12 protein-coding genes are annotated in these 15,717 nt (G+C 70.5%); 6 read left to right on the forward strand and 6 right to left on the reverse strand.

Features of this window, described 5'->3' with window-relative positions; genetic code table 11:
• Nucleotide 1: 1 nt before the first annotated feature.
• From AB0C75_RS15925 to AB0C75_RS15940, 4 genes are all read right to left on the reverse strand, one after another.
• Nucleotides 2-1,534 (reverse strand): ABC transporter substrate-binding protein, encoded by a 1,533-nt coding sequence (locus AB0C75_RS15925; RefSeq protein WP_362891070.1) that lies wholly within the window; start codon nt 1,532-1,534, stop codon nt 2-4.
• A gap of 148 nt (nt 1,535-1,682) precedes the next feature.
• The gene (locus tag AB0C75_RS15930) at nt 1,683-2,225 is read right to left on the reverse strand and encodes a DapH/DapD/GlmU-related protein (RefSeq protein WP_362891072.1); all 543 of its coding nucleotides are present in this window, start codon (nt 2,223-2,225) and stop codon (nt 1,683-1,685) included.
• A gap of 56 nt (nt 2,226-2,281) precedes the next feature.
• Complete coding sequence (locus tag AB0C75_RS15935; protein ID WP_362891074.1) at nt 2,282-3,238, reverse strand: LysR family transcriptional regulator; 957 nt, start codon at nt 3,236-3,238, stop codon at nt 2,282-2,284.
• Between the two features lie 80 nt (nt 3,239-3,318).
• Nucleotides 3,319-3,474 carry a hypothetical protein gene (locus tag AB0C75_RS15940; protein WP_362891076.1) on the reverse strand — a complete coding sequence of 52 codons (156 nt, stop codon included), beginning with the start codon at nt 3,472-3,474 and terminating at the stop codon, nt 3,319-3,321.
• Between the two features lie 537 nt (nt 3,475-4,011).
• On the opposite strand from AB0C75_RS15940, the gene AB0C75_RS15945 reads away from it, so the two are divergent.
• The 6 genes from AB0C75_RS15945 to AB0C75_RS15970 all read left to right on the forward strand — a co-directional run bounded on the left by AB0C75_RS15945 (nt 4,012) and on the right by AB0C75_RS15970 (nt 12,170).
• Nucleotides 4,012-5,304, forward strand: a complete 1,293-nt coding sequence (locus AB0C75_RS15945) for a YeeE/YedE family protein (RefSeq protein WP_362891078.1) — start codon at nt 4,012-4,014, stop codon at nt 5,302-5,304.
• Between the two features lie 36 nt (nt 5,305-5,340).
• Complete coding sequence (locus AB0C75_RS15950) at nt 5,341-6,060, forward strand: response regulator transcription factor (RefSeq protein WP_362891079.1); 720 nt, start codon at nt 5,341-5,343, stop codon at nt 6,058-6,060.
• Nucleotides 6,044-8,086 carry a HAMP domain-containing sensor histidine kinase gene (locus AB0C75_RS15955; RefSeq protein WP_362891081.1) on the forward strand — a complete coding sequence of 681 codons (2,043 nt, stop codon included), beginning with the start codon at nt 6,044-6,046 and terminating at the stop codon, nt 8,084-8,086. Before AB0C75_RS15950 ends, AB0C75_RS15955 begins: the two co-directional genes overlap by 17 nt.
• A gap of 101 nt (nt 8,087-8,187) precedes the next feature.
• On the forward strand, nt 8,188-8,547 hold the full coding sequence (locus tag AB0C75_RS15960) for a hypothetical protein (protein ID WP_362891083.1): 360 nt from the start codon (nt 8,188-8,190) through the stop codon (nt 8,545-8,547).
• Between the two features lie 106 nt (nt 8,548-8,653).
• A complete protein-coding gene (locus tag AB0C75_RS15965) occupies nt 8,654-9,274 on the forward strand; it encodes a class F sortase (RefSeq protein ID WP_362891085.1) in 621 nt (206 codons plus the stop codon).
• Nucleotides 9,275-9,863: 589 nt separating this feature from the next.
• Complete coding sequence (locus tag AB0C75_RS15970) at nt 9,864-12,170, forward strand: GH92 family glycosyl hydrolase (protein WP_362891087.1); 2,307 nt, start codon at nt 9,864-9,866, stop codon at nt 12,168-12,170.
• Nucleotides 12,171-12,283: 113 nt separating this feature from the next.
• Here AB0C75_RS15970 and AB0C75_RS15975 read toward each other — a convergent pair whose 3' ends face one another.
• Entirely contained in the window at nt 12,284-13,111 is an 828-nt protein-coding gene (locus tag AB0C75_RS15975) for an aldo/keto reductase (RefSeq protein ID WP_362891089.1), read from the reverse strand.
• A gap of 230 nt (nt 13,112-13,341) precedes the next feature.
• Complete coding sequence (gene metE, locus AB0C75_RS15980; RefSeq protein WP_362891091.1) at nt 13,342-15,657, reverse strand: 5-methyltetrahydropteroyltriglutamate--homocysteine S-methyltransferase; 2,316 nt, start codon at nt 15,655-15,657, stop codon at nt 13,342-13,344.
• Between the last annotated feature and the right edge of the window lie 60 nt (nt 15,658-15,717).

Genomic DNA, 15,717 nt, shown 5'->3' on the forward strand with positions numbered 1-15,717 from the left:
CTCAGTCCAGCCACACCGTGTCGAACCTGGCCCAGTCCACGGTGTTCGGCTGAGCCTCCTTCACGCCCCGCACGGTGTGGGCGACCGCGTTCAGCCACTCTGGGTGCGCCCACAGGACAAGCCCCCCGCGGTCCCGGATCGTCGTCTGCACGGCCCCGTACCGCTCTGTCCGCCGTTCGTCGTCCGTGACGCTCCGGGCGGCGGCGAAGGCCTCGTCGAAGTCACGATGCTTCCAGGCGCTGGCGTTCTGCGGCGATTCGGTCATCAGCCGTTCGCTGATGTAGGTGGGGATGGGCATGGACCCGCAGCGGTGGTTGATCACCGTCCCCTTGGTCAGCGCATCGGTGAAGTACGACTCCGGAGGCCCGTTGCTCATCTTCACCCGCAGTCCCGCCTCACCGGCCTGCTCCGCGAAGAGGTGGGCCGCCTGGGGGAAGCCGTCCGCAGCGGTCGAGGTGTAGAAGGACACCGTCTTGTTGTAAAGCCCGGTCCGCCGTAGCAGCCGTCTCGCTTCGGCCACATCCTGCTCGCGCTGCTCCAGGCCGTCCGGGTAGTACCTGTACCCCTCGCCGTAGAGGTCGTTGCCCACCTCGGCGCGGCCGGCGCAGACCACGTCCACCAGCCGTTTCCGGTCGATGAGGAGCTTGACGGCCATCGCGGCGTCCGGATCGTCGAACGGTGCCCGGTCCGTCTTGAGGGCGAAGCCGTGAACACCGCTGCGCGGGGTGGCCACCACCTTGACCCGGCTGTCGTGCTCGACCGTCCGGGCGAAGGTGGGGGTCATCTCGTGTGCGTAGTGCACCTCACCGCTGCGCACGGCGGCGGCCCGTGCCTCGCTCTCGGCGGACAGGATGCGCACCTCGTCCAGGTGGGGAGCGCCGTTCCAGTGGTCGTCGAAGCGACGGGCGGTGAAGGAGCGTCCCGCGGTGAAGGAGACGAACTTGAACGGACCGGTTCCGACAGGCCGCTTCGGATCGTCCCAGCCGTCGCGGACGATCGCGGTGCCGGTCATGGCCAGGAGTGCGGGGAACTCCGCGTTGGGCCTGGTGAGCCTGATCTCCACGCTTCGCTTGCCCACCGCACGGCAGTTGGCGAGGTCCACATCGGAGAGGGACTTCTTCGCCAGGTGGTCCGCGGCCTTCGGGGTGAGGATCCGCGACAAGCTGTAGAGCACGTCGTCGGCATCGAGGACGTGCCCGTCGTGGAACCGGGCCGTCCGCAGGTCGAACCGCCAGACGCGAGCCGACGTGTCACTCGACCACTCCGTGGCCAGCCTCGGGACGGGACGCAGCTCCGTGTCCAGGTCGACCAGCTTGTCGAAGACGGCCTTGTGGCGCGCGATGTCGACGAACTGCCGTTGCGCGTGCGGGTCCATCGTCTCCTTGACGCCCGCGCCGGGGAAGGCCGCGCTCAGGCTTCCGCCCTTCTTGGGTGACGAGGACGCGGGGCCGCCGGACGAGCAGCCGACGAGCAGGCCGGCACCGGCGGTCGCAGCCAGGGTGAGAACACTCCGGCGGGTATGGGTGACCGGCATGGGGCGCACCTTCCTGATCGACTGGACCAGTATGTGCATCACATGGGTTATTGCCAACCACGCGCAATAGCGTCTCGTTGTTGAATGGAGCACTCGGTGCGGACACGGCCCGGCCCGGCCGTTCTGCCCGTGGTCAGGGCCGGCCTCGTCACCACTGACGGCGCACAGCCGCCTTGCTGCCGGTCACCAGGCTTGCCGGTGGAACGTCCTCGGCCACGACCGCACCGGCGGCCACGACGGCGTCACGGCCGATGGTGACGCCCGGCAGGATCGTGGCACCGGCTCCGATCCATACGTTCTCCGCCACGTCGATGGGCGCGCCGCTCAGCCATTCCCGTCGCTCCGCCGGGGCGACCGGATGGCCGACGGTGATGAATGTGGCCTTCGGTCCGACCATCACGCGCTCGCCGAGCCGGATGCCCGCGTAGTCCAGGAACGTGCAGTTCTGGTTGATGAACACGCGCTCGGCGAGTTCGAGACGGAGTCCGTGGTCGGTGTAGAAGGGCGGGTGGACAGTGACGTTCGCCGGCAGCGGCCTGCCGAGGAGCTGTTCGAACAGCTCGGCCTTGCCGGCTTCGTCCTCGAAAGGCAGGACGTTCAGACGGGAAGTGAGCTCGCCGGCCCGCAGGACCCTCTCGGCCATGGCCTGGAACTCGGGGCTGTGGATGCGCATCAGGTGGTCGCGGGGCATGCCACGATCCTTTCGGGTGTACGGGTGGCCGACCTGCACGGAACGAGCCGGTCGAGTTATTTCTGCCGTGGCCTGCCGTGCTGTGGCGTCGTGGCCCAGGAGGGGAGCCAGACCGGCTCAGGGGGCCTGGGCAGGGTTCCGAGATGGGCGATGACTCCGCGAAGCCCTGGATGGGGATGTGTACGTCGGAGGAGGAGCGAGAGAGGGTAGGCGAGCGTCGGGTTCACGACAGGAATGCGGCGCAGGTCGTGGTGCGACGGCCAGACGTACCGGTTGCGCGCCCCGACGAGGGTGGCCACATCCGTGGAGGTGGCGAGGATGTCCAGAAGTACTTCGTCCCCGAAGTGCGGGCCTGCGGCGTCGATGCGCAGATCGAAGTCGGTGGCGAGCTGATCGTAGAAATTCGCCCACTCGCTTCCGGGTGCGATGCCCGGCACCCAGATCCGGTGCGTGCGCAGCCGCGACGGCGTCAGCTGTCGTGCCGACGCGAGCGGATGTCCCGGGCCGACGAGGAGTTCCAGCGGTGAGTCGAACGCGTGGATCATCCGTACGTCCGGCGGCAGCGCTGCCGCGTCGGTGACCGTACGGAACGAGGCGTCGACATCGCCCGCCTCGACGGCGGCGACCGCCACGCGTGGGTCGTTGACCCGAAGGGTCACCACGTCGAGGTCGGTGCCGGGATGCGACTGCCAGTACTCGTGCAGAACAACGGCCTGCGCGCTCCGCAGACCGAGGACATCGATACGAAGGGCCCGGGAGCCCGGTCTGACCGCGGTGACCGCGCGCTCGACACCCGCGACCACGCTCCGCGCGTGCGGAAGGAACGCCTGGCCGTCGAGCGTCAGCTCGACCCCTCGGGCCGTACGCGTGAACAGCCGGACTTCGAGCTCGCGCTCCAGGGCGGCGATGCGCTTCGAGACCGCCTGCTGCGTCACGTCCAGCTCGTCGGCCGCCTGCCCCAGCTGTCCGAGCTCGGCAGCCCGGACGAACGATCGCAGTGCTTCTGTGTCCACCGGTCCACCTTAGGCAGCCACAACCGATCGTTGTGGCTCACCGAAGCCCGGTTGTCCCGGCCCCCTGTGTGATCGGGCCGTCAGGCCCGCCCCAGCAACCCGCCGAGCAGCCCTCCCAGCAGACCGCCCAGCTGGCCTCCCGAGGCATCGGCGTCCTCGCCGCCGGTTCCAGGCGGCTCCTGGCTGTCGTCACCGCTTTCCGCCGGAGGTGCGGATCCGGAGTCGCCGCCGGCCACCGGTGCAGGAGTGGCGGGCTCCTTCGCGGGGGCCGTCCCGGCTGAACCGCCGTCCTCACCGGTCCGCTCGGTTCCCCCGGACGCGGGTGCGGCGGTCCGGGGCTTGGACGTCCCGTGCTCGGAGGGCGGCGCGGCGGGCCGGGTGGGCGTGTGTGACGCACCGGAAGAGGGGCTGAAGGGCAGCGGGACGGTGGACGGAGCGGCCCCGGACGGCTGCGCCGGAGTGGCGGGCGCCGACGGGCCCGGTGCGCCGGAGGCGGATCCTGCGGACGGCTGCGCCTCGGGGCCGACCGGGCGAGGAGCGCGCTGTCCGAGGAATCTTCCGCATGCCGAGACAGCCGGGCATCCGGAGCCCTGCCATCCGTATATTCGTACGCATGTCTGCATCGGCCCTGCCCCTGTGCCTCGCGCTGTTCGCGCACTCGGCGTGGTGTGTCGACGACGGCCTCTGTCGCGGCTGAACCCGCGTCGGCGGCGCGTGCCGCGCCGTCGACAGCCACCCGCCGCTGTCCGCCGAGCATCACTCCGGAGACCTTCGTGACCACCGCGCCACCCGCCGGGCCGGCCGCGCCGCCGCGCGCACTGCCCGCCCTGTTCGTTCCTTCTCCCACCTCGGTACCGCGACCTGAGGCGCCGCCGCTGCCCCCGGTGCGCAGGACACCGCTCGTCGTGTCCGGGCTGCTCGCCGTCGCTCTGACCGCGTACGTGTGGTCCGCGCACGGCGCCGCACCTGGCGTGCTGCTTCTGCTGGGGCTCGGTCTGGGCGTCGCCCTCTTCCACTCCCGGTTCGGGTTCACCTCCGCCTGGCGCCAGCTCATAGCCGTCGGTAATGGCGCCGGACTGCGGGCACACGCGCTGCTGCTCGGAACCACCGCCACACTGTTCGCGCTGATCATCGGCACGAGCACCGGGCTGTTCGGCTCGCAGCCGGCACCTTCCGCCGGTTCGATCGGAGCAGGTCTCGTCGTCGGATCGCTGCTCTTCGCCATCGGGATGCAACTCGGCGGCGCCTGCGCCTCGGGCACCCTGTTCGCCGTCGGCTCGGGACAGACGTCGGTGCTCCTGACCCTCGGCGGCTTCATCGCGGGTGCCACGCTCGCCGCCTGGCAGTTCGACCTGTGGAAGGACCTGCCCGCCTGGGAACCGGTCGTACTCTCCGACCACATCGGGTGGTTCGGCTCCTGGGCGGTGACGATCGCCGCGCTGCTGCTGGTGGTCGTGGTCACCCGCAGCGTGCAGGCCCGCCGCAACCCCCCTCCACTCGGCGCCGTACCCTCGGCCCGCACCGCCGCCGTACGGGCCTTCCGTGGCTCCTGGCCGCTGGCCGCGGGCGCCCTGGTGCTGGCCGTCCTCGGCGCGGGCGTGCTGCTGGTGTCCGGCGGCGCATGGGGTGTCACCAGCGCGTTCAGCCTGTGGGGTTCGGAACTTGTGGGAGCACTCGGCGGTCACCCGGAGAACTGGAGCTGGTGGCAGCAGGCCGGCAACAAGGAGATGCTGGCGGGCCCGGTCCTGGCCGACAGGACAAGCCTCACCGACATCGGCATCATGATCGGCGCGGCGGTCGCCGCGGCGCTCGGCGGCACCTGGGCCCTGCACCGTGGAATTCCGTGGCGTACGGCAGTCGCTTCGGTGCTCGGCGGAGTGCTGATGGGCGTGGGCGCACGACTGGCCGGAGGCTGCAACATCGGCGCCTACCTGGCGGGTGTCGCCTCGGGCAGCCTCAGCGGCTGGCTGTGGGGCGCGGTCGCACTGGTGGGTACGTGGGTCGGCCTCAAGCTGCGCCCCCTGTTCGGCCTGGGCAACCCCAAGCCGGGCGACGGCGTCTGCTGATCGCCGGCCCGCGGGGCCTCCTCTACGATCGTCCGCGTGTGCGCAAACGTCATAGTCGCTGAAGACGACGCGAAACAGGCCGAGCTGGTCCGCCGCTACCTCGAACGGGAGGGCCATGCCGTCACGTTGGTGTCCGACGGCCTCTCCGCCCTCGAACAGGCGCGGCAGGGGGCGCCGGACCTGCTCGTGCTCGACGTGATGATGCCGCGTGCCGACGGCCTCGACGTGGTCCGTGTGCTGCGCGCCGAGGGGCGGGAGCTGGCGGTCCTCATGCTGACCGCCCGCGCCACGGAGGACGATCTGCTGCTCGGGCTCGACCTGGGGGCGGACGACTACATGACCAAGCCCTACAGCCCGCGGGAGCTCATGGCGCGCGTGCGTACGCTCCTGCGGCGCACCCGGCGGGACAGTAGCCCCGAACAGACGCATGTGCTGCGGGTGGGCTCACTCGCCGTCGACCCCGTTCGCCACGAGGTGGCGGTCGAAGGCACAGGCGTCGAGTGCACACCGGGGGAGTTCCGGCTCCTCTCGGCGATGGCCGCCGAGCCCGAACGGGTATTCACCCGGGAGCAGCTGCTCGCCGAACTCCACGGGTTCGACCGGTACATCAGCAGTCGTACCGTCGATGTGCACATCATGAACCTCCGCAAGAAGATCGAGCGCGAGCCCCGGCGCCCGGCACGGCTGCTCACCGTCTTCGGAGTCGGCTACAAACTCATGGACCCGCTGAAGGGCTCCCGTGCCCCGGCGCGCTGAGCACGGCGGGCAGCGCCTGCGGCTCCCCCTGCGCAAGAGCCTCCTCGGCCGGCTGCTGGCGGTGTCGGCGCTCGTCGCGGCCTGCTCGGTCGCCGCGACCGCGTGGCTGGCCGTGCAGACCACATCCGGCGCGATCGAGCAGGAGCAGGGCCGCAACCTCGCCGCCGACACGCGCGTCCTCGACGCCCTGCTCGGCTACGCGGCCGAACACCCCTCCTGGCGCGGCGTGGGCGACACGGTGGCCGAGCTGGCCGACTCGTCCGACAGGCGGATCACCCTGACGACGCAGAGCCGGGAGATCCTCGCCGACTCCGCCGCCGCCTCGCCGCCGCCCCCGGCACTCCCGCCCGAGGCGTCGGCCGTGGTGGATCCGCTGTCCGTGGCGGCCACGTCCTCGGGAGCGGATTCCGGTTCCGGTTCGGTGACTGTCGCGGCGCCCGGTACGGACGGGGAGCAGCGCTCCGGCAGCGACCGGGTCGACCCGCGGGCCGTCGGACCGTTCAGGCTGCCCAAGGCGGAACGTACGTCGCTGACGCGCACCGCCGAGCAGGCGGTGCGCTGCCTCAGCCGTTCGGGGATCGCCTCGGACGTCGTCGAGGGCCCGAGCGGCAGGCCCCGCATCCAGGTCGTGGGCAACGACCCCGATCGGGTGCGTGGCAGCCGGTGTTCGACGGACGCCCTGGACACCCCCACCAGAACGGAGACCAAGGCGCTCACCGCGCTCAACGAACTGGTCAACGCGTGCCTGGACCGGCAGGGGCGCGAAGCCGTGGAACTCGATCTCGACCTCTCGTGGAACACGGGCGCCGAGCCGGTCTCCTCGACCCCCATGCCGACGGCGATGCCGGACGTCGGCGTCCCGCGGGAGTCGCCGTCGCGGGCGCCTACCGCCCTGGACGGCGAGAACGACCGGGACATCGCCTCGTGCGTCGCCATCGCGCGTCAGGAGCAGCTCAGTTCCTACGTCGCCTCACCCGCTCTGCTGTTCATCAGCGACCCGGGCGGCGGCGCCGTGCCCGGCTTCGAGCTGTCCCCTGCGAACATGGTCAACGTCATCGGGGCCGCAGCGCTCGTCCTCGCGCTCACCGTCGGCGCGTCGATCCTGGCGGGCGTCCGACTGGTGCGGCCGCTGCACGCGCTCACGGGAGCGGCCCAGCGCATGCGGGACGGGGAGGATCCCTCGCAGGTGGTGGTCGCGGCTGACAACGAGATCGGCCGCCTGGCCACCGCCTTCAACGACATGTCGGCACACCGCGCCAGGCTGGAGGAGCAGCGCAAGGCGTTGGTCAGCGATGTCGCGCACGAACTGCGCACCCCGCTGAGCAACATCCGGGGGTGGCTGGAGGGGGCCCAGGACGGCATAGCGGAAGTGGACGCGACGCTCGTCTCCTCACTCCTGGAGGAGGCGATGCAGTTGCAGCACATCATCGACGACCTCCAGGACCTGTCGGCGGCCGACGCCGGCGCGCTGCGGCTGCACCCCGAACCCGTACGGATCGAGGACCTGCTCAGCCACGCGGTGGCGGCCCATCAGGCGCAGGCCGAGGCAGCCGGAGTCGGCCTCGCCGTGGCCGCGCCGGACGGCGACGAGCCCGCACCCGAGCTCACGGCCGACCCGGTCCGGCTGCGGCAGGCGATCGGCAACCTGGTCTCCAACGCCGTACGCCACACCCCGCCAGGAGGGCGGGTGACACTGCGGGCCTACGCGGCCGGGGCCGGAGCGGAGTCCGGGTCCGGGGCCTTGTCCGGGGCCGGGGGAGCCGACCGGGAAGTGGTGCTGGAGGTCGCCGACACCGGCAGCGGCATAGCGCCTGATGACCTGCCCTACGTCTTCGACCGGTTCTGGCGCGCGGAGAAGTCACGCAGCCGCCGTACCGGAGGCAGTGGCCTCGGGCTGGCGATCGTCCGCAAACTCATCGAGGCGCACGGCGGTACGGCCGGGGTGATCAGCACGGTCGACCAGGGGACGGTGTTCACGCTGCGGCTGCCACCGGCCGGCCCTGATCCGATGAACACAGCGGTCTGACAGCTTCCTCACAACTCCCCTCCAGTCTGTGGGCATGCCCGGCGCCCGACGCGCATCCGTGCGCGGGCACCTTCAACGCCGAGCTGGAATCGGAGTTCTTCATGTCCCACCGCCCCACCCTGCGCACCGCCGTCCTCGCCGCTGTCGGCCTCGGCGCTGTCCTGCTCCCGTCCGCCGCTGCCGTCGCGGACGACGCCACCCCCACGCCGGTACCCGCCGAGCGCAGCGAGCGCGCCAGCGCCGCCCGAGAGGGTGCCGAGCCCAGCGAGGCGCCGACCCCCGTCCCCGCCGACTCGGCGCGGGCCCGCATGACGCCGCGGGGCGGCGTCGACGCGGGGGAGCGCTCGGCCCAAGGAGCCGACAACACCGCGCTGTACGGCTCCGCGGCCGGCGCGGTGCTGCTCGCGGGCGCCGGCGTCCTCGTGATGCGCCGCCGGTCCGCCGCACAGCACAACGGCTGATCCCGCACGGTGGCGCCGCTTCCCGCCCGGGGAGCGGCGCCACCCGCCGTCAGGCTTCCCCCCGTCAGGCTCTTCCCGCTTTCGTCCGCCCCGCACCGGAGTGCTCATGCCCCTTACACCGAACTCGTCACGTCGGACGGTCCTGTCCGTCGCGGCAGCCGCTCTGCTGCTCGCCCCGGTCACCGGCTGCGGCGGGGCGGACGCGCCCGAGCCGTCCGGGCGGATGGCGTCGCACTCGCCCACGTCATCGGAAGCTCCCCCGTCATCGGATGCGCCGCCCAAGGCAGCGGCACCGACACGGCTGTCCGTCCCGTCGCTCGGGATAGACAGCGAGCTCCTCAGGCTGGGACTCAATGACGACGGCACGGTCGAGGTCCCGCCGGCGGACAAGGGCATGACAGCCGGCTGGTACGCGGGCGGTGCCGTGCCCGGTGAGTCCGGTGCCGCGGTGCTCATCGGCCACAACGACACACGGTTCGGCAAGGCCGTCTTCCACGACTTGCACACGATCGCCAAGGGCGCGGACATCGCCGTGTCCGACGGGGGCGGGAAAGAGTCCCACTTCACGGTCACCGGCACGGAGAGCGTGAGCAAGAAGGCCTTCCCCACGAAGAAGGTCTATGTCGCCTCGGGCGAGCCGGTGCTGCGCCTGGTCACCTGCGACGGAGACTTCGACGCCGACGGCCACCCCGTGGACAACCTCATCGTCTACGCGCAGCTGAGCTGAGGGGCGGCGGCTCCCAGGGCGCCGGTGCAGCTCGTCCCGGGGGCGGAGCGTGCTCCGCACAGGTGACACAGCACAGGTGACACAGGTGACGGCGACCAGAGCCAGATCGTCGGTCAGGACGCCGTCCGTACGGGAATGGACCGTCTCGGCGAGGCTGTCCACGCCGGCCTGCGGCCCGCCGCGTCGAATTCGCCCGGCCCCAGGGGGAGTCCGGGATGGTCCGGGCTCCCGGACCCGCAGGCCGGTCTCGTCGCACCGCCCCGGGCGCCGTCACTGTCATCGCTGACCGCGGCGGTCTCCCGGGGGTGACGGCCCACCACCTCGTCGAGCCGACGGACCGGCTCGGCGAGGGACGGGGTGTGGTGGGCGGCTTCGTGGAAGCCGCCCACCAGGCCAGGGACCTCGGGAATGAGTTCAGCCCCTTGTCGCGTACGTCCCCGATGAGCATCGCGCGCTGGGCGCTCTCCGCCACTCGCCGCAGAACGGGCGTTCGCAGTCCGTCGCGAGTCTTGACGAGTACACGCAGGCGGCGAAGAATGATCGCGCAGTGCGCTGACAACGTTGTCTACGGCCGAGAGGCGCTCATTCCATGAGATGGACCCACTGGATTCGCGGTGCGGGGACGGTGGCCGCCACGGCCGCCCTCATCGGCGGCTCCGTCGCCGCACCTGCCGTGGCGGACGGAGGGCGGCACGCCCAGCGCGCCCGGCTCACCGATCTCGTCAATCCCTTCATCGGCACCGAGAACGAGGGCAACACCTACCCGGGTGCCGCGGTGCCCTTCGGCATGGTGCAGTTCTCGCCCGACACCGGGCACAACACCGGCTACGACTACTCGGAGAACCACATCAGGGGCTTCTCCACCGTCCATATCTCCGGTGTGGGCTGCGGTCTCGGCGGTGACCTCCCGGTGCTGCCGACGACCGGTGACATCACCTCGACGGACAACGCGCAGTACGAGGCCGAGTTCAGCCATGACGACGAGAAGGCGAGCCCCGGCACCTACGAGGTCGCCCTCAAGACGGGCATCAAGGCGGAGCTGAGCGCCACCGAGCGCACCGGAGTGCAGCGCTACACCTTCCCCGCCACGGCCAAGGCCAACGTCCTCATCAACGCGGGCCAGTCGCTGCACAAGACCGAGAACACCGACGTCGAGATCCTCGACAACCGCACCGTGCGTACCGCCATCACCGGCAGTGGCTTCTGCCAGGACACCAAGCCGTACACGGTGTACACGATCACCCGCTTCGACCGGCCGTTCACCACCTCCGGCACCTGGAAGGGTGACACGGTCACCCCCGGGTCCACGTCGTCAGCCGCGGACGACGAGCGCAACGGCGCGTTCGTGCGGTTCGACACGTCCAAGGACCGCACCGTCGAGGCGACCACCGCGATCTCCTACGTGGACGCCGAGGGTGCCGCACTCAACCTCCACGCCGAAGGCGGCCGTTCGTACGACAGTGTCGCGCACGCCGCGCAGGCCGCCTGGGAGGACCGCCTCGGCGACGTCCGGGCACAGGGCGGCAGTGAGACCCTGCGGCGGACCTTCTACTCGTCGCTCTACCGTTCCTTCCTCGCGCCGAACATCGGCAGCGACGTCGACGGCCGCTACACCGGCTGGGACCAGAAGACCCACCGGGCCAAGGGATTCACCTACTACCAGAACTGGTCGCTCTGGGACACCTACCGGACCCAGGCCCAGCTCCTTTCGCTGCTCGCACCGCACGAGTCCCGTGACATGGCCATCTCCGTGATCAAGATCGACGAGGACAGCGGCTGGCTGCCCAAGTGGGGCTACGGCACGGTCGAGACGAACATCATGACCGGTGACCCGGTCACGCCGTTCCTCACCAACGCCTACCAGCAGGGGCTGCTCAAGGGGTACGAGGAACAGGCCTACCGCGCGCTGAGGAAGAACGCCGACGGCGTGCCTCCCGCCGACTCCGCCCCCGTGGGCCGAGAGGCCAACAAGGAGTACCTCGCCGACGGCTTCGCGCCGTACATCAAGGACCGCGCCCATGTGAAGCCGGGTGACTCCGACTACGACCACGGTGCCTCGGCGACCCTGGAGTACGCGCTGTCCGACGCGATGCTCGGGCAGATGGCGAAGGAACTGGGGCACGAGGACGACGCGGCGCGGTACACGGAGCGGGCGCAGAACTACCGGAAGATCTTCGACAGTTCCACCGGCTTCTTCCGGGCGCGGGACGAGAACGGTGACTTCACAGGACCCGTGGACCCGGCGGAGAGCGAGGGCTTCCACGAGGGCACGTCCTGGCAGTACCAGTGGCTCGTGCCGCAGGACCTGCCCGGCATGGTCGACCTGATCGGTGGCACCGCGTCCGCCAACGAACGGCTCGACTCCTTCTTCGCCTACGAGCAGCTGCTGGAGGACCCCGCGAAGACCGCAGCCGAGGTGTGGGTGAACGGACCGTACGACTACTACAACGCGGACAAGTACAACCCGCAGAACGAACCCGACCTGATCGCCCCGTACACCTACCTCTCCACCGGTCAGCCCTGGAAGACGACCGACGTGGTCCACGCCGCGCTCACGCTCTTCACGGACACCCCGACCGGGATGACCGGGAACGACGACCTGGGGACGATGTCCGCCTGGAACGTCCTCTCCTCGATCGGGATCTTCCCGGTCCAGCCGGGCACCGACACCTGGGGCCTGTCGACCCCTGTCTTCGAAAGGGTGGACCTGACCCTCGACCGGCGCTACTACCCCAAGGGCAGGCTGACCGTGACGGCTCCGGGCACCTCCGACTCGGCGCGCTACATCCAGTCGGCGCGGACGGACGGGGCCGCGTACGGCAAGACGTATCTGACCACCGAGGACATCCGCCACACCCGCGACCTGTCCTTCGAGGTCGGCGCGGAACCCTCGTAGTGGGGTACGTCGGCGGACTCGGCACCGCCCGCCCTGAAGTGACACGCTGAATCTCTCCGTGCCGCAGGACCCGTCCCTCCCGGAGGGGCGGGTCCTGCGCTGCGTGGAGACGTTCAGCCGTTGAACCGGTCCGGGTCGAACCCGGTGCGCTCGTCGCGGTTCAGGGCGCTGATCTCGCCCATGTCCCCTTCGGTGAGCTCGAAGTCGAAGAGGTCGAAGTTCTGCTGGATACGCCGCAGAGTCACCGACTTGGGGAACACGATGTCCCCGCGCTGCAGATGCCAGCGCAGCGTGACCTGCGCCGTCGACTTGCCGACCCGCTCCGCGATACGGGAGAGCGTGGGGTCGTCGAGCACCTTGCCCTGTGCGATCGGCGACCAGGCCTCGGTGGCGATGCCGTGTTCGGCGTCGAAGGACCTGACGGTGTCCTGGGTGAGGTAGGGATGCACCTCGATCTGGTTGACAGCGGGCACCACGGTGCCGCCGTCCAGCAGCCGGCGCAGGTGGTGCGGCTGGAAGTTGGACACGCCGATGGCCTTGACGCGACCTGAGCGGTAGATCTCCTCCAGCGCCTTCCAGGTCTCCACGAAGTCGCCCTTGTCAGGCAGCGGCCAGTGGATGAGGAAGAGGTCGAGATGGCCCAGCTGGAGCCTCTCCATGGTGCGCTCGAACGCCTTGAGGGCGTCGTCGTACGGATGGGCGTCGTTGTCCAGCTTGCTGGTGACGAAGACGTCGGAACGGTCGAGACCCGAGTCGCGGACCGCCTGGCCGACCTCCTGCTCGTTGCCGTACATCTGCGCCGTGTCGATGTGCCGGTAGCCGGTCTCCAGGGCCGCCAGAGTGGTTTCGCGGGTGTCTTCCGGCGGGATCTGGAAGGTCCCGAAGCCGAGCTGGGGGATCTCCACACCGTTGTTGAGCGTGATGGCGGGTACCGAGGACACGGATGACTCCTTCTCGTCGGTGTTTCGGGGCGGCGGCACCGGTGGACGCGGACGACGGCTCAGCCCGCGGCTCCGTACGGCCCCGCAGCGGAACGCTTCATTCCGCCCTCTCTGTGGGGTACCCGCCATCAAACCCTGCAAACAGGTTGAAATAGGTAATTAGTGTTCCCGGGGTATGGCGTGGTGGGACCGGCCGGGGAGCACGGGCGCGCCCCGGCCGGTCCTGATGATCAGGACGCCGGCAGCTCGCCGCGGACCGTGCGGGCAGCGGCCACGAGGTTCTCCAGCGACGCGCGGGTCTCCGGCCAGCCGCGGGTCTTGAGCCCACAGTCCGGATTGACCCACAACCGGTCGGCCGGGATCGCCTTCAGGCCGGTACGCAGCAGCTCGGCGGCCTCATCGGGGCTCGGCACACGGGGCGAGTGGATGTCGTACACGCCGGGTCCCGCTTCACGCGGGTATCCGTGGTCCGCCAGCTCGTGGGCGACCTGCATATGGGAGCGCGCGGCCTCCAGACTGATGACGTCGGCGTCGAGGTCGTCGATGGCCTGGACGATGTCGCCGAACTCGGCGTAGCACATATGGGTGTGGATCTGTGTCTCCGGCCGCACCCCGCTGGTCGTGAGCCGGAACGACTCCGTCGCCCAGGCCAGATACGCCCGGTGGTCGGCGGCGCGCAGCGGCAGTGTCTCGCGCAGTGCGGGCTCGTCCACCTGGATGACCGAAGTCCCCGCCGACTCCAGATCCTTCACCTCGTCGCGCAGGGCGAGCGCGACCTGGCGTGCGGTGTCCCCGAGGGGCTGGTCGTCGCGGACGAAGGACCAGGCGAGCATGGTGACAGGGCCCGTGAGCATGCCCTTGACCGGACGGTCGGTGAGCGACCGGGCGTACGTCGTCCAGCCCACCGTCATCGGCTCGGGGCGGGAGATGTCGCCTGCAAGCACCGGAGGACGGACATAGCGGGTGCCGTAGGACTGGACCCAGCCGTGCTGGGTGGCGAGGTACCCCGTCAGCTGCTCCGCGAAGTACTGGACCATGTCGTTGCGTTCGGCTTCGCCGTGCACCAGGACGTCCAGGCCGGTCTCCTCCTGGAAGGAGATCACCTCCTGGATCTCGGCCTTGATGCGCTCCTCGTAGCCGGCCGCGTCGATGCGTCCGGTGCGCAGGTCGGCCCGGGCGGTGCGCAGCTCGGCGGTCTGCGGGAAGGAACCGATGGTGGTCGTCGGCAGCAGGGGCAGCCCGAGGTGCGCACGCTGGGCAGCGGCTCGTTCACCGTACGGCTGCGAGCGGCGGGCGTCGTCCTCGGTCACCGCGGCTGTCCTGGCGCGCACAGCGGGGTCCCTGGTGACCGGGGAGTGCGTGCGGGAGGCCAGGTCGGTCCGGTTGGCGGCGAGTTCGGCAGTGATGGCGCCGGTGCCCCGGGTGATTCCCCGGGCCAGAGTCACGACTTCGGCGGTCTTCTGCCGGGCGAAGGCCAGCCAGCGCAGGAGCTGCGGGTCGATGTCCCGTTCGGCCGCGGTGTCGAGGGGGACGTGCAGCAGGGAGCAGGAGGGTGCCACGTCGACCCGTCCGGCGAGCCCGAGCAGGGTGCCGAGCGTGGAGAGCGACTTCTCCAGGTCGTTGATCCAGATGTTGCGCCCGTCGACGACCCCGGCGACCAGGCGCTTGCCGGGAAGCCCGCCGACCGCGGCCAGAGCGTCCAGATTCGCGGCGGCGGCCTCGGTGAAGTCCAGTGCGAGCCCGTCCACCGGTGCCTTGGCGAGGACGGGAAGGGCTTCGCCGAGACGGCCGAAGTAGGAGGCGACCAGCAGCTTGGGCCGGTCGGCGAGCGTACCCAGCAGTCGGTAGGCGCGCTCGGCGGCGGCCAGTTCGGCCTGGCCGCGGTCCTGGACGAGGGCGGGTTCGTCGAGCTGCACCCACTCGGCTCCTGCCGCACGCAGGTCGCCGAGCACCTCGGCGTACACCGGCAGCAGACGGTCCAGGAGCGTGAGCGTGTCGAAGTCCGCGGCGACACCCGGGCCGGGCTTGGCCAGGAGCAGATATGTCACCGGACCCACCAGGACGGGCCGGGCGGCGGTCCCGAGCGCGACGGCCTCCTTGAGCTCGGCCACCTGCTTGGCCGAGTTCGCGGTGAAGACCGTGTCCGGGCCCAGCTCCGGGACCAGATAGTGGTAGTTGGTGTCGAACCACTTGGTCATCTCGAGTGGTGCGACGTCCTGCGTGCCACGCGCCATCGCGAAGTAGCCGTCGAGCGGGTCGGCTGCGACCGCCTCACGGTGGCGTGCGGGAACGGCACCGACCATGACGGTGGTGTCCAGCACGTGGTCGTAGTACGAGAAGTCCCCGGTCGGGACCTCGTCGATACCTGCGGCGCCGAGCTGCTGCCAGGTGGAACGACGCAGCTCCGCGGCGGTGGCGCGGAGGGCGTCCGCGGTGACCCGCCCCTTCCAGTAGCCCTCGACGGCCTTCTTCAGTTCCCGGTTCTGTCCCTGCCGGGGGTAGCCGTACACGGTGGACCGCGCTGCGGTCGGATGCTCGGTGGTCACGGAGATCTCCTTCGCGAGATGAATCCCTGAGATCCCGGAGACGGGACGAGAGCGCGAAGG

The sequence above is a fragment of the Streptomyces sp. NPDC048565 genome (assembly GCF_040650935.1).
Taxonomy (GTDB): domain Bacteria; phylum Actinomycetota; class Actinomycetes; order Streptomycetales; family Streptomycetaceae; genus Streptomyces.